This is a genomic window from Nonomuraea sp. CX421 (assembly GCF_059358955.1).
This window is the reverse complement of the sequence record NZ_JCADBK010000013.1, coordinates 39,430-58,162: the sequence shown is the minus strand read 5'-3', so window position 1 is coordinate 58,162 and position 18,733 is coordinate 39,430. Positions and strand designations below refer to the sequence as shown.

The 18,733-nt window shown below is 72.0% G+C and carries 18 protein-coding genes; 8 read left to right on the top strand and 10 right to left on the bottom strand.

Going from position 1 to position 18,733, the window contains the following annotated elements; genetic code table 11:
- Positions 1 to 5: 5 nt before the first annotated feature.
- Positions 6 to 452: a hypothetical protein gene (locus AC5L3X_RS23145; RefSeq protein ID WP_225263133.1), complete on the top strand. Its 447-nt coding sequence runs from the start codon at positions 6 to 8 to the stop codon at positions 450 to 452.
- On the top strand, positions 449 to 844 hold the full coding sequence (locus tag AC5L3X_RS23140; protein ID WP_494859513.1) for a UCP033725 family protein: 396 nt from the start codon (positions 449 to 451) through the stop codon (positions 842 to 844). The genes AC5L3X_RS23145 and AC5L3X_RS23140 overlap by 4 nt, the downstream gene beginning before the upstream one ends.
- A gap of 27 nt (positions 845 to 871) precedes the next feature.
- Here AC5L3X_RS23140 and AC5L3X_RS23135 read toward each other — a convergent pair whose 3' ends face one another.
- Positions 872 to 2,359, bottom strand: coding sequence for a carboxyl transferase domain-containing protein (locus AC5L3X_RS23135; RefSeq protein WP_189126485.1), 1,488 nt, complete (start codon positions 2,357 to 2,359; stop codon positions 872 to 874).
- A gap of 73 nt (positions 2,360 to 2,432) precedes the next feature.
- The gene (locus AC5L3X_RS23130; RefSeq protein ID WP_494859699.1) at positions 2,433 to 3,590 is read right to left on the bottom strand and encodes a CaiB/BaiF CoA transferase family protein; all 1,158 of its coding nucleotides are present in this window, start codon (positions 3,588 to 3,590) and stop codon (positions 2,433 to 2,435) included.
- 73 nt (positions 3,591 to 3,663) lie between these two features.
- Between AC5L3X_RS23130 and AC5L3X_RS23125 the strand changes: the two genes are divergently transcribed.
- Positions 3,664 to 4,194, top strand: a complete 531-nt coding sequence (locus AC5L3X_RS23125; protein ID WP_494859512.1) for a uridine kinase family protein — start codon at positions 3,664 to 3,666, stop codon at positions 4,192 to 4,194.
- Positions 4,195 to 4,263: 69 nt separating this feature from the next.
- Here the strand turns inward: AC5L3X_RS23125 and AC5L3X_RS23120 are convergent, their stop codons facing one another.
- On the bottom strand, positions 4,264 to 4,410 hold the full coding sequence (locus AC5L3X_RS23120) for a hypothetical protein (RefSeq protein ID WP_494859511.1): 147 nt from the start codon (positions 4,408 to 4,410) through the stop codon (positions 4,264 to 4,266).
- A 422-nt stretch (positions 4,411 to 4,832) separates the two neighbouring features.
- Here AC5L3X_RS23120 and AC5L3X_RS23115 point away from each other — a divergent pair, with 422 nt between their 5' ends.
- Positions 4,833 to 6,038 carry a hypothetical protein gene (locus AC5L3X_RS23115; protein ID WP_225263132.1) on the top strand — a complete coding sequence of 402 codons (1,206 nt, stop codon included), beginning with the start codon at positions 4,833 to 4,835 and terminating at the stop codon, positions 6,036 to 6,038.
- A gap of 15 nt (positions 6,039 to 6,053) precedes the next feature.
- Here the strand turns inward: AC5L3X_RS23115 and AC5L3X_RS23110 are convergent, their stop codons facing one another.
- Genes AC5L3X_RS23110 through AC5L3X_RS23100 form a run of 3 tightly spaced genes read right to left on the bottom strand, consistent with a single transcriptional unit; the run spans position 6,054 to position 10,239 of the window.
- On the bottom strand, positions 6,054 to 7,862 hold the full coding sequence (locus tag AC5L3X_RS23110) for a hydantoinase B/oxoprolinase family protein (protein WP_189126488.1): 1,809 nt from the start codon (positions 7,860 to 7,862) through the stop codon (positions 6,054 to 6,056).
- The gene (locus tag AC5L3X_RS23105; protein ID WP_494859509.1) at positions 7,855 to 9,858 is read right to left on the bottom strand and encodes a hydantoinase/oxoprolinase family protein; all 2,004 of its coding nucleotides are present in this window, start codon (positions 9,856 to 9,858) and stop codon (positions 7,855 to 7,857) included. Before AC5L3X_RS23105 ends, AC5L3X_RS23110 begins: the two co-directional genes overlap by 8 nt.
- A 6-nt stretch (positions 9,859 to 9,864) precedes the next feature.
- Positions 9,865 to 10,239: a hypothetical protein gene (locus tag AC5L3X_RS23100; RefSeq protein ID WP_189126490.1), complete on the bottom strand. Its 375-nt coding sequence runs from the start codon at positions 10,237 to 10,239 to the stop codon at positions 9,865 to 9,867.
- 141 nt (positions 10,240 to 10,380) lie between these two features.
- On the opposite strand from AC5L3X_RS23100, the gene AC5L3X_RS23095 reads away from it, so the two are divergent.
- A complete protein-coding gene (locus AC5L3X_RS23095; RefSeq protein WP_494859698.1) occupies positions 10,381 to 11,010 on the top strand; it encodes a thymidine kinase in 630 nt (209 codons plus the stop codon).
- 77 nt (positions 11,011 to 11,087) lie between these two features.
- The gene (locus tag AC5L3X_RS23090; RefSeq protein WP_494859507.1) at positions 11,088 to 12,713 is read left to right on the top strand and encodes an OmpA family protein; all 1,626 of its coding nucleotides are present in this window, start codon (positions 11,088 to 11,090) and stop codon (positions 12,711 to 12,713) included.
- A 69-nt stretch (positions 12,714 to 12,782) separates the two neighbouring features.
- Here AC5L3X_RS23090 and AC5L3X_RS23085 read toward each other — a convergent pair whose 3' ends face one another.
- Together AC5L3X_RS23085 and AC5L3X_RS23080 are read right to left on the bottom strand one after the other, a co-directional pair.
- The gene (locus AC5L3X_RS23085; protein ID WP_494859505.1) at positions 12,783 to 13,679 is read right to left on the bottom strand and encodes a hypothetical protein; all 897 of its coding nucleotides are present in this window, start codon (positions 13,677 to 13,679) and stop codon (positions 12,783 to 12,785) included.
- A 49-nt stretch (positions 13,680 to 13,728) separates the two neighbouring features.
- On the bottom strand, positions 13,729 to 14,436 hold the full coding sequence (locus AC5L3X_RS23080; protein ID WP_494859503.1) for an SRPBCC family protein: 708 nt from the start codon (positions 14,434 to 14,436) through the stop codon (positions 13,729 to 13,731).
- Between the two features lie 264 nt (positions 14,437 to 14,700).
- Here AC5L3X_RS23080 and AC5L3X_RS23075 point away from each other — a divergent pair, with 264 nt between their 5' ends.
- Together AC5L3X_RS23075 and cydB are read left to right on the top strand one after the other, a co-directional pair.
- Positions 14,701 to 16,044, top strand: a complete 1,344-nt coding sequence (locus tag AC5L3X_RS23075) for a cytochrome ubiquinol oxidase subunit I (protein WP_494859502.1) — start codon at positions 14,701 to 14,703, stop codon at positions 16,042 to 16,044.
- A gap of 10 nt (positions 16,045 to 16,054) precedes the next feature.
- Entirely contained in the window at positions 16,055 to 16,942 is an 888-nt protein-coding gene (cydB, locus tag AC5L3X_RS23070; protein ID WP_494859501.1) for a cytochrome d ubiquinol oxidase subunit II, read from the top strand.
- Between the two features lie 165 nt (positions 16,943 to 17,107).
- Here cydB and AC5L3X_RS23065 read toward each other — a convergent pair whose 3' ends face one another.
- Positions 17,108 to 17,557, bottom strand: coding sequence for a hypothetical protein (locus tag AC5L3X_RS23065; RefSeq protein ID WP_189126498.1), 450 nt, complete (start codon positions 17,555 to 17,557; stop codon positions 17,108 to 17,110).
- 81 nt (positions 17,558 to 17,638) lie between these two features.
- Positions 17,639 to 18,727 (bottom strand): leucine-rich repeat domain-containing protein, encoded by a 1,089-nt coding sequence (locus tag AC5L3X_RS23060; RefSeq protein ID WP_494859499.1) that lies wholly within the window; start codon positions 18,725 to 18,727, stop codon positions 17,639 to 17,641.
- Positions 18,728 to 18,733: the final 6 nt, after the last annotated feature.

Sequence of the window (18,733 nt, the reverse complement as noted above, 5' to 3'; positions counted from 1 at the left end):
GAACCGTGAGCAGAACGCAGATGCAGAAAGTGGTTCCGCCGCGTCTGCTCGTCCCCTACCTGTCGGGCAAGCGCACAGTCATCTCCGGCTACGTCTACCGCGTCCAGGACTGCTCGCGGCTGACCACCCCCGGAGACTTCTTCCACGGGCTCGACCTGGTGTTCGACGGGTCCGAGCTGACGGCCGACGTGCCCGAGCTCTACATCATGCGGTGGTACGCCCGCGACGTCGACACCTACGCCGTCCCGTACGGTCCGCACATGGGCGGTGACTGGAGCGACGCGCCGCCCTTCGCCGGCAACGGGTTCACCACCTCGTCCACGCACATGGTGCCGCAGTTCCACACCATGCCCATGCCGATCCCGGCGGGGGCCGAGATCGTGCACCTGACCGGCGACGGCGAGCGGCGCTTCGCCGACTACGACGGGCTGACCTGGCGGCCCGCCGCATGAGTGCCGAGTTCACGCCCGTGGCCTCCGGCTTCGTCGCCGGCTTCGGCGAGCGCACGTTGCCGGCCGCGCTGGGCCCCGGCAGCGACCAGGTCGTGCTGTTCAGCGAGGAAGAGCTCGACGGGTTCGAGGCGGCGTCCGGCTATTGGCGGCGCGAGGTGCGCCGCGACGAGCTGGAGTGGCTGGTGCTGGTCCGCACCGTCGGGATGTTCGGCGGCGAGCCGTGCGTCGTCCTCGACGAGGACGACGACGGCCTGCATATCGCCTACAGCGGCCACAGCGGCATGAAGGCCGAGGCCCTCGGCTACTGGATGGTCGACCACGGCGCCTACGAGGTCGTGGTACCCCGCGAGGAGGTCTTCTCCATCCGGGTCGAGCGGGTCCCGATCCCCTGAGCCGCCCGGCCGGCCCGGCCAGCCCGGTCAGCCGCCCAGGTGGCGATAGCGGGCCAGACGGGCGGTGAGCCGGTCGGCCGGCGGCCGCGCGAGCAGCAGCGCGAGCTCGTGCTCCAGCGCCCGTCCCACCCGCTCGCAGAACGCCCGGTGCTCGTAGGCGGCGTCGGGCAGCTCGGGGATGACCCGGTCGACGATCCCGGCGGCGCGCAGATCGGTGGCGCGTACCCGCTGGGCCTGGGCGATCTCCGGGGCGAAGTCGACCGAGCGGTAGAGCACCGCCGAGGCGCCCTCCGGCGGCAGCGGCGCCAGCCAGGCGTGCTGCGCGCACAGCACCCGGTCGGCGGGCAGCAGGGCCAGCGCGGCGCCGCCGGCGCCCTCGCCGAGCAGCAGCGCGACGGTGGGCGCGTCCAGGCTCACCAGGTCGGCCAGGCAGCGGGCGATCTCCCCCGCCAGGCCGCCCTCCTCGGCCGCCTTCGACAGCGCCGCCCCGGCCGTGTCGATCACGGTGACCAGGGGCAGCCCCAGCTCGGCGGCCAGCCGCATGCCGCGCCGGGCCACGCGCAGCCCGGCCGGGCCGAGCGGCGAGCGGGAGCGCTGGCCGTGCCGGTCCTGGCCGAGCACCACGGCGGGCGCGGCGCCGAACCGCGCCAGCGCCAGCAGCAGACCTGGCTCGTTCTCGCCCGCGCCGGTGCCGTTGAGCGGGGTCACGTCGGTGGCGGCCAGCTTGAGCACCCCGCGCACGCCGGGCCGGTCGTCGCGACGCGACCGGGTGATCGCCTCCCACGCCTCCACCGGACGCAGGTCCTCCTCGGGCGGCTCGCCCGGCTCCAGGGCCGTCCTGTCGGCGCACAGCACGGTCAGCGCCCGGATGGCCACCTCGCGCACGTCCTCGGCCGGCACCACCGCGTCGACCAGCCCGTGCCGGTAGAGGTTCTCCGCCACCTGCACGCCCTCGGGGAACGGGTAGCCGTGCAGCGCCTCGAACACCCTCGGCCCGAGGAACCCGACCAGCGCGCCCGGCTCCGCGGCCGTGACGTGCCCGAGCGACCCCCACGACGCGAGCACCCCGCCCGTCGTCGGGTGCCGCAGGTAGACCACGTGCGGCAGACCGGCCGCGCGATGCGCCTGCACGGCCGCGGTGATCTTCACCATCTGCACGAACGCGAGCGCGCCCTCCTGCATCCTGGTGCCGCCCGAGGCGGGCGCGGCCAGCAGCGGCAGGCGCTCGCGGGCGGCCCGCTCGACCGCCGAGGTGATGCGCTCGGCGGCCGCGCTCCCGATCGACCCGGCCATGAACGAGAACTCGCTGGCCAGCACGGCCACCCGGCGACCGGCGAGCAGCCCCTCCCCGGTGATGACCGACTCGTCGTAGCCCGACTTGGCCCGGGCCGCGGCCAGCTCGTCGGCGTAGGAGGAACCGGGGGGCGCCGGATCGGCTGGGGGCACGTCCCACGATGTCCACGATCCCTGGTCGAGGACCGTTTCGATCAGTGTGCGTGCGTCCGGACGCGTCACCGCTGCTCCCTCGTGTCGGCCGATGCTGCCATGGTGACGCACGAATGTACCGGCCGATAGCGCGATGTCCGGATCATGTCTCACGCTCTCGCAGCCAGCGGAGCACCGCGTCCTGGTCCTGGCCGAGCGCGGGCGGAGCGGTGTGCTCCGCCTCGTCGAGCCCGTCGAACCGCAGCGGCGGCCCCGGCAGCTCGATGCGGCCGAGCACCGGGTGGTCGACCTCGACGACCAGCCCCTGGGAGCGGGTCTGGTCCCACGCGTAGACCTCGTCGAGCGAGCGGATCGCCCCCGCGGGCACTCCCTCTTCGGCGAGGCGGGCCAGCCAGTGGGCGCGGTCGTGCGCCACCAGGGCCTTCTCCATGTCGGTGATCAGCTCGTCTCGGTGCGCGAACCTGTCGCGGTTGGTCGCGTATCTCGGCTGGCCGGGATCGATGCCGAGCAGCGTAGCCACCTTCCGCCACTGCGCGTCGTTGGCCACGGCGATCTGCAACATGCCGTCGGCGCAGTGGAACGCGCCGTAGGGGGCGATCGAGGCGTGGTGGTTGCCGCCCGCGACCGGCACCTGCCCGCCCACGGTCCAGGCGGTGCCGTGGTAGGAGTGCACGCCCGTCACCGCCGCGAGCAGCGAGGTGCGCACCACCCGGCCCTTGCCGGTGCGCTTCCGGTCGTACAGCGCCGCCACCACCCCGTACGCGCCGTGAATGCCGGCCAGCAGGTCGGCGATCGAGGCGCCCACCCGGTACGGCTCGTCGGCCGACGGGCCGGTCAGCGACATCAGGCCGGCCTCGCCCTGGGCGATCTGGTCGTAGCCGGGCCGCCCGCCCTCGGGCCCGTCGTGGCCGAACCCGGTGATCGACAGGATGACGAGACGCGGGTTGAGCTCGTGCAGGCGCTCGACCGGGAACCCGAGCCGGTCGAGGACACCGGTGCGGAAGTTCTCGATCAGCACGTCGCTCTGGCGTACCAGGCGCTCGATGAGCGCTTTGCCGTCGGGCGTCTTCAGATCGACGGCGATGGACTGCTTGTTGCGGTTGGCCGCCAGAAAATAGGTGGAAATATCGTGATCTGGCCCTACGAAGGGCGGGCCCCAGCCTCGCGACTCGTCACCCCCGGCCGGATGCTCGACCTTGATCACCCGCGCGCCGAGGTCTCCCAGCATCTGCGCGGCATGCGGGCCGGCCAACGCCCTGGACAGGTCCAGTACGACGATGTCATCGAGGGGTCCGGGCAAATCGGCCTCCAGCTTGATCCGGTGCGGGAGCACATTCTCTCCCCCCACCCCACACCTCACCTACCCTGGGTCCGTGCAATCACTGGCCGGCCACATCCAGGAGCTGGCGCCGTCCTGCGGCCCGGTCCGGCTGGTGGCCGTCGACGGTCCCGCCGGGTCCGGCAAGACGACGTTCGCGGACGGCCTCGCGTCGGCCCTCGGCTGCCAGGTCGTGCACAGCGACGACTTCCCCGTGCCCTGGGACGAGGGACCGGGTCCGTGGTTCGACGCGCTCCACGAGCAGGTGCTCCGGCCGCTGTGGCAGGGCCGGCCCGGCGCCTTCCGCCGCTACGACTGGGTGCGCGGTGAATACGGGCCGCTCGTCGAGGTGCCGGTCGCGCCGGCGCTGGTCGTCGAAGGCGTCGGAACGGCCCGGAGGTCGGCGGCGCACCTGCTGGCGTACACGGTCTGGGTGGAGGCGCCCGAGGAGGTGCGTCTGCGCCGGGTGATCGAGCGCGACGGCTCCGAGTTCGCGCCCCGGTGGGACGCCTGGTTCGCGGCCGAGCGGAAGTGGTTCGCCGACGACGGCACCCGTGATCGGGCCGATCTCGTCGTCACCTGCTGATTCGTGACACGTACCCGGGATGGGCCGCCGCCGTCCCCGGTGAGGACGGCGGCGGGGCCCGGCCCGCTGCTAAAGATCGCCGAAGTGGGGGATGAGCTCGGTCAGCACCCAGAAGGCGAGGCCGAGGGCGATGAGGTTGACGCGGCCCCCGCCCACGTTGAAGGCGGCCAGGACGAAGCAGGCCAGGGCGAAGATGAGCAGGATGAGGGTGATCATGCTGGGCTTCCGTCCGTCGGATGTTACTGGTGTGGTTGCACAGCGCTACCCGTGATCACGAGGTTCAGGCGTAGTGATCGATGATGTGTACCGAATTGTGAGGTGGCGTGTCGCCGGCCTTCCGAGACGGAGCGGCTGGTGCGGGTGGCGACGATCAGCAGCCGCGACCCATCCGCCCGCACGCGCATGCCGGCCATCTGCGTACAGCGCCAATGCCTTTACAATGTAGATCAAGATTTTGGATGTGACATCCGGGAGGCGGTCGCGGAGACAGACACGGCGATTCTGCGCCAAGATGGGCGGCAGATGTCCTTGATCGGACCCCATGATGATCGCGTCCGGGCTCCGGCCCACGCGCCACGACCGACAGCACGTCCGAGAGCCGCGATCAGGTCCGGCGCAGGCGGAAGAGGGAGGCGTGGGTGGCAGTCGTCATCGGGGTCGTCGGCCCGCACGATCTGGTCGACGACGTGGCGGCCACGTGCGAGGAACAACCGGGGGTCAGCACCCTCCGCCTGGACTACGACCACGAGTCGCAGGCGCCGGCGATCGTCGAGGCGCACGCCTCCGCCGTCGAAGGGTGGCTGTTCACCGGCGCCGTCCCGTACACACTGGCCCGCGACGCCGGCGCGCTGACCCGCCCCGCCGCCTACGTCGACTACACGGGCGCGACGCTGCTCGGCGCCCTGGTACGGCTCCAGCACGAGGGCCAGGACGTGACCCGGCTGTCCATCGACACGCTGCCGGCGGCCGGGGTGACGGCGGTCTTCGCCGAGGCCGGGCTGCCGTCCGGAAACCTGCGCGCGCTGCCGTACCGGCCGGAGATGACGCCTGAGAAGGCGATCGCCTTCCACCGCCGCCCCCCGGACCATCCCGTGATCACCTGCCTCGGCTCGGTGCACGAGGCGCTCCGTGGCGACATGCGGGTGCTGCGCCTGGTGCCGGCGGCCCATTCGGTGCGGATGGCGCTGCGCCAGCTGCTGCTGACGGCCGAAGGGCAGGCGCAGCAGGACGCGCAGATCGCGCTCGGGCTGATCGAGGTGGCCGGCGAGGCCGGACTGCTGCGCGAGGCGACCGCGCTGGGCGGCACCATAGCGGCCTTCCGCGGCGGCACGCACCTGCTGGTGACGACGCGCGGCCCGCTACACAGGGCCACAGGAGGCTTCACCGGCCTGCCCATGCTGACCCGGCTCGCCGACCACAACCAGCTGGTCCGTGTGGGCTTCGGCCTGGGCCGCAGTGCCGCGGAGGCGGAGAGCCTGGCCCGGCGCGCCCTGGCCAAGGCCCGCCGCATCGGCGACGTGGCGGCGGTCCTGTCCCTGCGGGCCGAGACCGACATCGTGCTGGCGCCGGTCGCGACCGGCATGGCCGGGCAGCAGGACCTCTCGGTCATCGCGCGCCGGGTGGGCCTGTCGGTGCCGACCCTGAAGAAGCTGCTGGAGGCGCGGGCCGCCGTCGGCGACATGCCGCTGACCACCCGAGAGATCGCCAGCCGTCTCGCCGTGCAGCAGCGCACCGCCCGGCGCATGCTGCACCGGCTGGAGCTGGCCGGGCTGGCCGAGCGCACGGGCAACCTCACCAGCGGCTCCAGTGGGCGGCCGCTCACCCTCTACCGCCTCACCCTCTGACGCTCGCCCGGGCCCTTACAACTCGTCCACCTCGGCGTGTGTACGGCCACCGGAGAGCTTGGGATAGCCGGGACCGCGGTCGAAGAAGCGGCCGGTGGCCGGGCGCAGGTTGGCGCGGAGCTGGGCGGTGCCCTGCTCGTCGATGCGGTCGCCGTCGAGCACCACCCCGTAGTCGCCCAGGGCGCCCGCGATGGAGACCTTGCCGTCGCGGACGTCGGCGGCCACCGCGCGCGGGTCGCGGTCGTAGGGCGAGCCCCAGCCGCCGCCGCCGGTGGTGCGGATGCGGATGACCTCGCCGGCCTGCACCTGGTGGTCGTCCACCAGGCCCTCCATCTCCTTGCCCGCGATCTCCACCCGGAACGGCCGGCCTGCCAGCCCGCCGTTGACGCCCCAGCACGACAGGATCGACCGGTCGGCGATCGACATGTACGACGCGTCGCGCAGCATCCGGATGTGCTTGTCGTAGCCGAGCCCGCCCCGGAACATCCCCGGCCCGCCCGAGTCGCAGGCCAGCGCCAGCCGCTCCACCCGGAACGGCCAGCGCGCCTCGGCGAACTCGACCGGGATGTTGCGCGAGTCGGGCACCACGTGGATGGTGTCCTCGCCGTCGGCGTACCAGCGCCCGCCGGAGCCGCCGCCGAGGACCTCGCGCATCAGGTAGGGGCGGCCTTCGGCGTCGGCGCCGTAGACGCCGGTGTAACGGATCGTCTCCTGGTCGGCGGGCATCCGGCCGCCGGTGGCCTTGGCCAGCACGCCCGCGAGCACGCCGAGCAGGCGCAGGATGACGAAGGTCCGGGCGTTGGTGGGAGCCGGGAAGACCGGGGTGAGCAGCGTGCCCTTCTCCGGGAAGATCATCTTGATCAGGGGGACGACGCCCTCGTTGACGTCCAGCTCGGCCATGCGCTCGGGGGTGTCGGCCAGGTTGCGCAGGATCGGCGCCAGCCACTTCTTCAGGAACACGCCGTCGGCGTAGTCGCCCGCGTGGTTGATCGGCCCCTTGGCCTGCGGCGACGTGCCGGTGAAGTCGATCGTCAGCGGGGACTCGGCCGACTGGTCGACGGTCAGCGTGATGCGCTGGGTGTGCAGCCGGGGCTCGTCGACGCCGTCGTGCTCGGCGTAGTCCTCCCAGGTGTAGGTGCCCTCGGGGATCTTGGCCAGCAGCTCACGGCGGAACGTCCGCGTGGTCTGGTCGATGATCGCGTCGAAGCACTCCTCGACGGCGGCCCTGCCGTACCTCTCGAAGAGCTCACCGAGGCGGCGTGCGCCCATGAGGCAGGCCGAGCACTCGGCGTCGAGGTCGCCCGCCAGCGAGTCGGGCATCCGCGAGTTGCGCGTCATGATGCGCAGCGCGGCCTCGTTGGGCACGCCCTCGTCCCACAGCTTGATCGGCGGGACCATCAGGCCCTCCTCGAACACGCTGCGCGCGTGCGAGGGCATCGAGCCGGGCACCGACCCGCCGATGTCGTCATGGTGGCCGAACGCCTGCACGAACGCCACCACGACGCCGTCGTGGAAGACCGGGACCGTGACGCACAGGTCGGGCAGGTGGCCGATGCCGCCCTCGGACAGGTAGACGTCGTTGTGGAAGTAGACGTCACCGGGCTTCATCGTGTCGATCGGGAAGTCGCGGACCACCGGCTGGACGAGCGCGCTGTAGGAGCGGCCGGTCAGCTTGCGCAGCCGGGCGTCGTGGATGCCGGCCCGGAAGTCGTGGGCGTCGCGGATCATCGGCGACCGCGCGGTGCGCGCGATCGCGGTCTCGACCTCCTTCTCCACCGAGGCCAGCGTGCCTTCGACGATCTCGACGAGGATCGGGTCAGCCACGCCGCACCTCCACGTTGCCGTACTCGTCCACCGTCGCGGTGAAACCTGGGTGGATGGGGATGGTCGAGCCGTACTCCTCGATCACCGCCGGGCCCTCGATCACCGTGCCGGGGTCGAGCGCGGCCCGCTGGTGAATCGCGGTGTCGCACGGCTCCTCGAAGTGCACCTGCCTGCGCACCGCCGCCGCCTCCACCCCCTGCCGCGTCCTGCGCCGGATCGCCGGGCGGGTGATGGGCCCGATGCCGGAGACCCGCAGGTTGACCCACTCGACCTGGTGCCGGGGGTCGTCGCGGTAGGCGTAGCCGTACAGCTTCTCGTGGGCGTCGTGGAAGTGCTGGAGCACCCGCTCCCGCCAGTCGTCGTCGAGCGGGCCCGGCGGGGCCGGCACCCGCACCTCGTAGGCCTGGCCGTAGTAGCGCAGGTCGGCGCTGCGGGCGTAGACCGGGTCGTCGAAGCCCTCGCGGTCGAGCGCCTCGGCGGCCTCGCCCTCCAGCTCTCCGTAGATCCGGGCGGCGGTGGCCAGGGACAGGTCGCGGGTGACGTGCGTACGCACGTAGTCGTTCTTGACGTCCACGGTGAGCAGGCCGAACGCGGAGACGTTGCCCGGGTCGGGCGGCACGACCACGGCGGGCAGCCCGAGGATGTCGATCAGCCGGCAGGCCAGCAGCGGCCCGGACCCGCCGAACGTCACCAGCGGGAAGTCGCGCACGTCGAGCCCGCGCTTGACGGTGAGCTGGCGGATCGCGTTGCTCTGGTTGAACGCGCTGATCTCCAGGATGCCGGTCGCGGTGCGCTCGGCGCCGAGGCCGAGCTTGTCGGCCAGCGCCTCGATGCCGGTGCGGGCGGCGCCGGCGTCGAGCGGGATCTCCCCGCCGAGCAGGTGGGGCGGGATGCGGCCGAGGAAGACGTGCGCGTCGGTGACCGTCACCTCGGTGCCGCCCCTGCCGTAGCAGAGGGGACCGGGGTCGGCGCCCGCCGACTTGGGCCCCACCTTCAGCGTGCCCTCGGGCGAGATCCAGGCGATCGAGCCGCCGCCCGCGCCGACGGTCACGATGTCGATCATCGGGATCTTGCACGGGTAGCGGCCGACAGACCCCTCGGTGGTGATCGAGGGCTCGCCATCGATCACCACGGCGACGTCGGTGGAGGTGCCGCCGCCGTCGAGCGTGATCACCGACGGATGCCCGGCCGTGGACGCGATGAGCGCCGCGCCCAGGGCGCCCGCGGCGGGGCCTGACAGCACGGTGGTGATCGGCTGGTCGACCACCTCGCGCGCCGACAGCACCCCGCCGTTGGACTTCATCACCGAGAACGGGATGCCGAGCCGGCCGGACAGGTTGGCGAGGTAGCGGCGCATGGCCGGCTTGACCGCGGCGTCGACGAGCGTGGTGACCGACCGTTCGTACTCGCGGTATTCGCGCAGCACGTCGCTGGAGATCGAGACCACGGCCTCGGGATGCTCGCGGGCCAGCACGTCGCGCATGCGGCGCTCGTGCGTGGGATCGGCGTAGGAGTGCAGGAAGCACACGCCGATCGCGGTGATGCCCCTGGCCCGGAACCAGCGGGCCACCTCGACGGCCTGCTCCTCGGCGAACGGCCGCACCTCGGCGCCCAGGTGGTCGAGCCGCCCGCCGACGGTCCTCACCAGGTGCACGGGGACGATCCTGGGCGGCTTGACCCAGAAGTAGGAGTTGCCGTAACCGTCGGGCACGCTCTGCCTGGCGATCTCCAGGATGAACTCGAAACCCTCGGTGGTGATGAACCCGAGGTCGGCGATCCGGTCCTCGAGCAGCTGGTTGGTGGCCACGGTGGTGCCGTGGACGACCGAGCCGACGTCCAGCTCGCCCAGCTTCTCGATGCCCGCGACGAACCCGTCCGCCGGGTTGGCGGGCGTGGAGGGGGTCTTGGTGGTGACGATCTCACCGGTCTGCTCGTCCACCGCCACCACGTCGGTGAAGGTGCCCCCGGTGTCGACTCCGATACGGACGCTACGCATGGCTCCTCAGCTCCGGCGCCGGCCGAGCACTTCTTCGATGACGCGGGGCGCGTTCGCCGTGCCGACGTAGGCGGCGAGCCGGACCACCAGTTCGTTGGACCGGGCCAGGTCGGCCTCCACCTTGGCCTTACCCGACTGGCCGGCCTGCACTCCGAAGTAGGCCCCCATGATCGTTCCCACCACTCCGGCCACTCCGGCGAACAGCGCCGCGAACTCGCCGGTCGCGAAGACGGCGGCGCCGAAGGCCACGAGGACCGCCACGATGCCCGTCAGCACCACGTAGAACCCGTAGCGCCAGCGCGCGGCGTCGGCCTGCGCCGCCGTGACGTCGTCGGGCGTCATCAGTGCTTCGAGCCCCGCGGGGGGCTTGTCTGTTACCACGCCTGCCTCCTGATGCTTCAGGGGAGAAATGTCCCACGAGGTCAGGGAACACGCCAACCCACCGCGGCGGCGGCCCGTGACCGGACGCGCTGGCCGCGTCACCCGGGGGGCGAACCGCTAAGGTGGCACTCCGTGATCGAGATGTCCGCCTTGTCAGCAGTGCCGTCCGGCGCTCGCGATGCCGTGCTCAAGTTCTACTTCGGCCCCATGGACTGCGGGAAGTCCACGCTCGCCCTGCAGATGAACTACAACCACGGCCGGCAGGGCAGGCGCGGGCTGGTGCTCACCAAGCACGACCGGTCGGGCGGGCCCCAGCTGACCAGCAGGATCGGGCTCGGCCTGGAGGCGATCGAGGTGGAGGACTCCCTCGATCTGGTGAGGTTGGTCACCGGTCACGACCGGATCGACTACCTGATCTGCGACGAGGCCTGCTTCTACACGGTCGAGCAGATCGAGCAGCTGGCCGACCTGGTCGACGAGCACGGGATCGACGTGTACGCCTTCGGGCTGGCGTCGGACTTCAGGGCGGTGATGTTCCCGGCGTCGCAGCGGCTGTTCGAGCTGGCCGACGAGGTGTGCCGGCTGCAGGTCGAGGTGCTGTGCTGGTGCGGGCGGCCGGGGCTGCTGAACGGCCGGATCGTGGGCGGCGAGCTGGTGCGGACGGGCGAGCGGGTGGTGATCGGCGACACCGACGCCTCTCCGGTGCGCTACCAGGTGCTCTGCCGGCGCCACCACCGCTCGGGCCGGCTCGGCGAGGGCACCGCCGGCTGACCGCGTCCGCCGTCCTCGCTTCCGGATTCGCCCCATTACCGTCGCGATGATCGCATCTAAGGCAAGATGTCCATCTGATGGATGCCTTAGAAATCACCTCTGTCAAGCGCTCCCGGTGGACCCGCGCGCTGTCGCTGGCCGGGGCCGTCACCCTCCTGGCCGGGTGCGGCGCCCTGGAGCTGCCCGCCCCCGAACGCCTCCCGTCCGCGGCGGCCACGCCGCCCTCGAACGACGCGTCCCAGGATCCGCCGCCTCCGGAAACCGAACCCGCGCCGAGCCCCGAGTACACCGACCCGCACACCGACACCCGTGCCGCCATCGCGTCGGTCAAGGCCACCGCGGAGGACGCGCGCATCCGGGACGTGGCCGTCGACCTCGTGGGGCTCAACCGGCTCGGCGCCGATCACGTGGTGATCCAGGTGCGGCTCAGCAAGACCACGGACAGCCGGAAGTGGTACCTCTGGCACGACGTCCACGACTACATGACCAGGGACAAGGACGACATGGCCTCCGGGCTCGGGCTGATCGACCCCGCCCAGAGCCGGATCCTGATGCCGTCCGTCACTCCCGAGGGCGCCTGCCTGTGCACGGCCGAGAACGACTACGAGGGCCCGGGGCTGGAGTACGGCAAGCCACGCACGCTCTACGCCGTCGTGCCGGCGCCGGCCGGCGGAGCCTCCTCCACCACGGTGTACCTGCCGTTCGCCCCGCCGATCGTCAACGTCCCGATCAGTGACGAGCCGCCCGTGCCACCGCCCGGCCAGGAGATCCCCGACCCGGCCGGCCATCAGCTCACGCCACTCTCGTACCCGATGGAGATCCCCTCGGTCAGCCTGGACCGGAGCCAGGAGACCACGACCGACGACAAGCGCGTGCGGATCAATCTCTCCTCGGACGTGCTGTTCAAGGTGAACAAGGCCGATCTGTCGGACAAGGCCCGGCAGATCCTGCGACGCACGGCGAAGTCGATCGACGCCTCCGACGCGGGCACCGTGAAGATCGAGGGACACGCGGACTCCACCGGCGACGACGCCGTCAACGACCCCCTGTCCAGACGCCGCGCGGAGACCGTACGCGCCGAGCTGACCTCCCTGGTGACCAGGGAGGGCGTCCGGTTCACCGCCGAAGGCCACGGCTCCCGCCAACCGCTGTACCCCAACGACACCGAGGACGGGCAGCGCAGGAACCGGCGGGTCACCGTGTCCTTCGACCGGCCCCGGATCTCGGGCGCGACCGCCTCCACCGGCACGCCGGTCCCGCTGAGTTCCGGCCGTCCCGGCTCGTCGTCCACGACCAAGGTCGACGGCCAGCCGTTCACCGTCGAGGCGGATCCGGTCCGGACGATCGGCGGCGGACTCGGCGTGCTGACCTACCGGACCACCAACAACGGGATCAAGTCGACCTGGCTCCACGAGCTGGGCAGGAGGCACAAGAGCCTGCCGGCGTCCGGCAGGTTCGGGGCGTCCTCGAACGTGGACCTGGTCGACACCGCCACCCAGACCATGTCCGGCCCTGTGGTGGCCTACGGCAACCAGGGGGATCGCCAATACTGCGTCTGCACGGCCGGCGGCACCGCCGTCGAGAAGCATCTCGCGCAGGAGACCAAGGAGTTCTGGGCGCTGGTCGGCGTGCCGGAACAGGCCACGACGGTCCGGGTGCGCATCGCCGACTTCCCCCCACTCGCCGACATCCCCGTCGGCTGAGACCGGGGCGGCGCCGGTCCGCCACCTCCAGGCCGGCGGGCAGGGCGCCGCCGGCCTGTCCGGCCGGGCTCAGCCCGCCGCCAGCTCCTCCAGCCGGAAGGGCAGGTAGGCCGAGTCGTCCACCAGCGCCGACGCGCCGCGCCACCAGCCGAACCACTCGCCGCTGCGCCACATCCAGTCGACCCGTTCGATCGCGGCCACCACGTCGCCGACGGTCCGCCACCCCTCGCCCAGCTGCTCGGAGGTGGCGCCGTGCCGCATCGCCCAGGCACGCAGGATGCGGACCGCGGCCGGGTCCACCTCTCGGGCGTAGGGGTCGGGCTTCTCGCCCGGCAGCCGGTGCGGACCGAGCCCGGCGGCCACCCCCCAGCTCCACTGAGCCTCGGCGGGGCGGGAGTAGCGCAGCGAGTGGAAGTCGAGGTTGGAGCCCAGGTCGTCGTCGGAGCGGCGCGTGACGACCGCGTCGAGCCGGCCGCCCGCGTCGAAGTGCACGACGAGCCGCTGACCGGGCCTGACCTCCGGCGGCAGCGCGAAGCGGTCCTCGGCGTGCCAGGAGTTGAGGTCGACCTCCGCGACCGGCCGGCCCCAGAGCTGGTCGGCGGCGTCGTCGGAGGTCCACGCGGCCAGCATCTCCAGCGCGGTGAGGTCGGTCCACGGCTCGATCGCGACGGACGTCTCCAGCACCTCGTCGGGCGCGGGCAACTTGCCGTCCCTGGGCCGCTGCCACCAGGACGCGCCGAGCTCACGGGTGCCGACCACCAGCGCGGCGATGGCCGCCAGCTCGGCCGACCGCCTGGTGAGCGACGCGCCCAGCGCCAGGCTGAGACAGCGCTCGGTCCGCTCGTCACCGAGCACCGGGCGCGCGTCAGCGATCAACGCCTCGGCCGACGGACGCTCCTCACCCAGCAGGTTGCGTACGACTCGCCTGGCCTCGGTCCGAGCGTCTTCAGCGTGTGCCTGCCGCATACCACCAACGCTACGCCCGGAGATCCTTTTCCGCGAGAGGCGGTGGAGGTCAGCGGCCCCGGCCGCGCCCGAGCAGCCAGCCCACGACCACGCCGGCGAGCGTGACACCCGCGCCCATGCCGAACGAGGCCAGCATCGTCCACGGCCGGGTCCCGGCCTGCCGCTCGTACCCACCGGGTGCGCCTCGCCGCTCGTACACGCCGGGGCGCTCCTGGACGGCGGGCGCCGTGCCCGGGGCCGGCGCGGTGGCCGCCTCGCCTCGCGCGAGCCCGTCGGGCACCGCGCCCTCCAGCGCGAGCCCGGCGGGCTCCGGCGCGGCGGGGGCGCGCAGGTGGTCCTCGACGGCGGCGAAGAACTCCCCCGCCGTCCTCTTGGCCACCGACCCGAGCATGCGCTGGCCCACGCCGCCGATCATGCCGCCGATCACCGCGTCGGCGTCGTAGTCGACCCGGGTCCCCCCGTCGATCTCGCTGAGCCGTACCAGCACGGTGGCGTCGACCGTCCCGGGAGCTCCCTGGCCGCGCGCCCGCAGCACGAAGCGCTCCGGCGCGAGCGGCTCGGCCAGCGCCACCTCCCCCTGGTAGAGGCCCTTGACGGAGGCCACCCCCGCGATGACCGTCATCCGGTACGTGTCGGGCCCGCTCTCCTCCAGGCGCTCGCAGCCCGGGATGGTGCGCACCAGCACCGCCGGGTCCTGGAGCGCGGCCCACACTCGATCTCTCTCGACGCCGATCACGGCGCTGCCTGCGACCTTCACATCGCCACTCTAGGGACGAGCCGCCGCCGCGATAAGGGCAACACCTGCCAGTCGGTCGATCAGGGTCCGCCGCGGGAGGTAGCCGGAAATCAGCCCGCCGGGTGACGCGGCGTGGTGACCTCCCGCGACATGCTCGATACCACCGATACGCATGCGGGTGTGACCAAGGTCGCATCGCGTTGCTCTACAAGGCGTAGTACTACAATAGGTAGACCTGACGACGGCCTGTGGAGCTCAGCAGCTGGGTGGGGGATGGGTGGGGGAATGGACGCGCTTGATCTCGCGCGGTGGCAGTTCGGGGTGACCACCGTTTATCACTTCCTGTTCGTGCCGTTGACGATCGGGCTCGGCGTCTTCGTCGCCGGACTGCAGACCGCGTGGCACCGGACCGGCAAGGAGCACTACCTCCGGCTGACCAAGTTCTTCGGGAAGCTGTTCCTGATCAACTTCGCCATGGGGGTGGTGACGGGCATCGTGCAGGAGTTCCAGTTCGGGATGAACTGGAGCGAATACTCCACGTTCGTCGGTGACGTGTTCGGCGCGCCGCTCGCCATGGAGGCGCTGCTGGCCTTCTTCATGGAGTCCACGTTCATCGGACTGTGGATCTTCGGATGGGACCGGCTGCCGAAGAGGGTGCATCTGGCCTGCCTCTGGGCCGCGGTCATTGGGTCCAATTTGTCGGCATATTTCATCCTTGCGGCCAATGCGTGGATGAAGCATCCCGTGGGCTACGAGGTCGTCGACGGCAAGGCCAGGATGACCGACCTGTGGGCCGTGCTCACCAACTCCACCGCGCTCGCCCAGGTGCCCCACGTGGTGGCCTCGGCGTTCATCGTGGCGGGCGGGTTCGTGCTGGCCGTGTGCGGCTACTGGCTGCTGCGGACCAGGGACGGCATGTGGCGCGGCGCCGCCCGGGGCGCGCTGGTCATGACGGCGATCGCGGGGCTCGTCGTCGCGGGCACCGGCGACCTGTCGGCCAAGCTCGCGTTCGAGCAGCAGCCGATGAAGCTGGCCTCCGCCGAGGGGCTACGGCACGACACCGCGGGCGCGCCGTTCTCGATCGCGCCTGGCATCGAGATCCCCGGCGTGCTCAGCTTCCTGTCGACCGGCGACTCCGGCGCCACCGTGCAGGGCACCGAGGACCTGCAGCAGAGGTTCGAGAAGGAGTTCGGGCCCGGCGACTACCGGCCCGACCAGGCCGTGGTGTTCTGGTCCTTCCGGCTGATGATCGTCTTCGGGCTGGCCACGGTCGGCCTGTCGGTCCTGGGCCTGTGGCTGACCCGCCGGCGGCGGCCGATGCCCCGCTGGCTGTCGCGGATGTTCGTGCTCGCCCTGCCGCTGCCGCTGCTGGCGGTGACGGCCGGCTGGCTGCTGAGCGAGGTGGGCCGCCAGCCGTGGACGGTCGCCGGCGAGCTGCTGACCGCCGCGAGCGTCTCCCCCGGCGTCGGCCTGACCGAGGTGGCCATCTCACTGGCGATCTTCACGCTCCTGTACGGCACGCTCGCGGTGGCCGAGGCCGTACTCCTGACCAGGCATGTTCGCAACGGCCCCGAGGAGCCGCAGCGCGCGGCCGTGGCCGAGCGGCGCGAACCGTCGCTGATGTACTGAGGTGGAGACCGTGATCGACCTGTGGTTCGTCATCATCGCCTTCCTGTGGACCGGCTACTTCGTGCTGGAGGGATTCGACTTCGGCGTCGGGCTGCTGTCGCCGTTCGTGAGCGCGGACGACGGCGAGCACCGCCAGGGCCTGCAGACGATCGGCCCGGTCTGGGACGGCAACGAGGTGTGGCTGATCACCGCCGTGGGCGCCATGTTCGCGGCCTTCCCCGCCTGGTACTCCGGCCTGTTCAGCGCCTTCTACCTGCCGGTGGTGCTGATCCTGGTCGGCCTGATCGTGCGCGGCGTCGGGCTGGAGTGGCGCGGCAAGGTCTCCTACCCGGCCTGGTGCGACCTCGGCATCGTGATCGGCAGCGCGCTGCCGGCCTTCCTGTGGGGCGCGGTCTTCGCCAACCTGCTGTTCGGCAGCGCGGTCGCGGCCCTGGTGGGCGGGGTGTTCACGCTGGGCCTGTGCGTGCTGCACGGCGCCGTCTTCCTCGCCCTCAAGACCGACGGCGGGGTACGCCGGCGCTCCCGGCTGGTCGCCCTGGCTGCGAGCGCGGTCGTGCTGCCGCTGGCGGCCGTGGCCCTGTCGAGCCTCGACTCGCTGCCCGCCCTGGTCGCCATGGGCGCGCTGGCCGCGGCGGCCGCCCTCATCTGGCGGCGCCGGGAGGGCTGGGCGTTCACCGCGACGGCGGCGGCCATCGTGCTGACCTCGGTGTCGGTCTTCGCCGACCTCCGCGGGGCGCCGCTGCCCGGCCTCACGCTGGCCGAGGCGGCCTCCGGCCCGTACACGCTGACCATGCTGAGCTGGATCGGGCTGATCGCGCTGCCGTTCGTCCTCGTCTACCAGGGGTGGACGTACTGGGTGTTCAGAAAGCGGGTTCAGGTGGCGGTGGCGCCGAGGTAGCGTCCCCGCCCGGCGCGCGGATCGCCAGGCGGCCCCTGGCGGCCGACCGGCCGGAGCTCGAGCCAGACCGGCTCTCCGGGATCCACAACCTGCTGTGGGCCGCCGTCGTCGTTCTGGTGATCGTCCGCCCGGGTGGCTACTGAGTCCGCCGACGGTCGGGCGATCTCAGCCGATGGTCTCCATCTTCTTGGTCCGGTGGTCCTTGAGGTGAAGGTCGCCGCCGAGCCGCTCCTTGAGCGCGTCCAGCACCTTGCGGCTGGACAGCACGGTCCACAGGTTGCCGACCAGGTGCGGGTTGTACTCCGGCGCGATGTCCATCCAGGCGTCCTTGCCCGCCTGGCTGGCGAACGTGGTGACGAAGAACTCGCCGTCCTCGGTCTTGCAGTAGCCGGTGCGGATGTCCTCGGCGTCGACCTGCATCCGCGGCTTGCAGCCGACCTTGGCGGAGAGCTGCTCGACGGAGAGTTTCTCCTTGGGCGCGTCTGAGGGCTGCCCCGCCTGTTGCTCGCCGGCCGCGGCGTAACCGCCGCCGTCGCCGCCGCCATCGGGCGCGCAGGCGGCTACGAGTCCGACCAGCAGCAGCGCAGAGGCGGCCAGACGTGGAAATGTCGTCATGTGCCGAGATACGCAGCCCTCGCGGCCCGGGTTCACCTGAGAACCGAGTTCAGCCCGGACCCGTGTTCAGGTCAGGCCGATTCAGGTGAGGACGACACAGCCGCGTTCCCGGAGACGACGCACAACGTCCTGATCGTCGTCGAGCTTGTTCCAGCGCAGGTCCAGCTTCTCCAGCGCCGGCAGCCCGGCCAGGTCCTCCGGCAGCGTCCTGAGCCGGTTGGCGCGCAGGTCGAGATGGGTGAGCCGGGTCAGCGCCGCCAGCCCGGCGGGCAGCGAGCCGAGCCGGTTGCCGCGCAGGTCGAGATGGCGCAGCTCACCGAGCCGGGTGACCGAGGCGGGCAGCGCGGTCAGCAGGTTGCCCCTCAGGTGCAGCTCGCGCAGCCGGCCGAGACGGCCGATCGCGTCGGGCAGCGACTCCAGCCGGTTGCCGTAGAGCCGCAGCTCCACCAGTGACGCCATCTCGCCCAGGGCCTCGGGCAGGCTCGTCAGCCGGTTGTCGGTGAGGTTGAGGTAGGCCAGCCGGTCGAGCCGCCCGATCGCGGCGGGCACCTCGGTGAGGCCGTTGTCGCTCAGGTAGAGGTAGCCGGTGAGGCGCAGGTCACCCAGCTCGGGCGGGATCGAGGTGAGCCGGTTGTGTCCCAGGTCGAGCATCCGCAGGCCGCTCAGGCCGCCGAGCGCCGGGGACACCTCGGTGAGCTCGTTCTCGGCCAGGTTGAGCGACTCCAGCCGGGCCGCCTTCCACAGCGCCCCCGGCACCTCGGTCAGCCGGTTGCCGCCGGCCGACAGGTGCCGGAGCCCGGCGGGGAGGTGGCCGGACAGTGTCTCGATCGCGTTGCCGTACAGGAAGAGTGCTTCGAGGTGCGGCGGGCAGGCCGGGACGGTCGTGAGCAGGTTTCCGTCGAGGTGCAGCTCGCGCAGCGCGGTCAGGCCCGTGAGGCCGGGCAGGGCGCGCAGGCGGTTGCCGTCGAGCCTCAGCTCGGTCAGCGACCGCAGGCCGCCGATCCACGGAGGCAGCTCGGTCAGCTCGTTCCAGGCCAGGTCGATCAGCCGCACCCGGGCGAGCTCGGCCGGGGTGCCGGGGACCGCGGTCAGGCCCGCGCTCGGCGCCCGCAGCTCCGTCACCTCACCGCCGGACCGTATCTGGCGCACCGCCGTGGACCGCTCCGTCATGCGGCG

Coding starts and splice junctions, on each gene's coding strand:
- AC5L3X_RS23105 (WP_494859509.1), bottom strand. CDS start 9,858: ATGCGTAGCGTCCGTATCGGAGTCGACACCGGGGGCACCTTCACCGAC.
- AC5L3X_RS23065 (WP_189126498.1), bottom strand. CDS start 17,557: ATGACGACATTTCCACGTCTGGCCGCCTCTGCGCTGCTGCTGGTCGGA.
- AC5L3X_RS23140 (WP_494859513.1), top strand. CDS start 449: ATGAGTGCCGAGTTCACGCCCGTGGCCTCCGGCTTCGTCGCCGGCTTC.
- AC5L3X_RS23090 (WP_494859507.1), top strand. CDS start 11,088: ATGGATGCCTTAGAAATCACCTCTGTCAAGCGCTCCCGGTGGACCCGC.
- AC5L3X_RS23060 (WP_494859499.1), bottom strand. CDS start 18,727: ATGACGGAGCGGTCCACGGCGGTGCGCCAGATACGGTCCGGCGGTGAG.
- AC5L3X_RS23075 (WP_494859502.1), top strand. CDS start 14,701: ATGGACGCGCTTGATCTCGCGCGGTGGCAGTTCGGGGTGACCACCGTT.
- AC5L3X_RS23095 (WP_494859698.1), top strand. CDS start 10,381: ATGTCCGCCTTGTCAGCAGTGCCGTCCGGCGCTCGCGATGCCGTGCTC.
- AC5L3X_RS23085 (WP_494859505.1), bottom strand. CDS start 13,679: ATGCGGCAGGCACACGCTGAAGACGCTCGGACCGAGGCCAGGCGAGTC.
- AC5L3X_RS23120 (WP_494859511.1), bottom strand. CDS start 4,410: ATGATCACCCTCATCCTGCTCATCTTCGCCCTGGCCTGCTTCGTCCTG.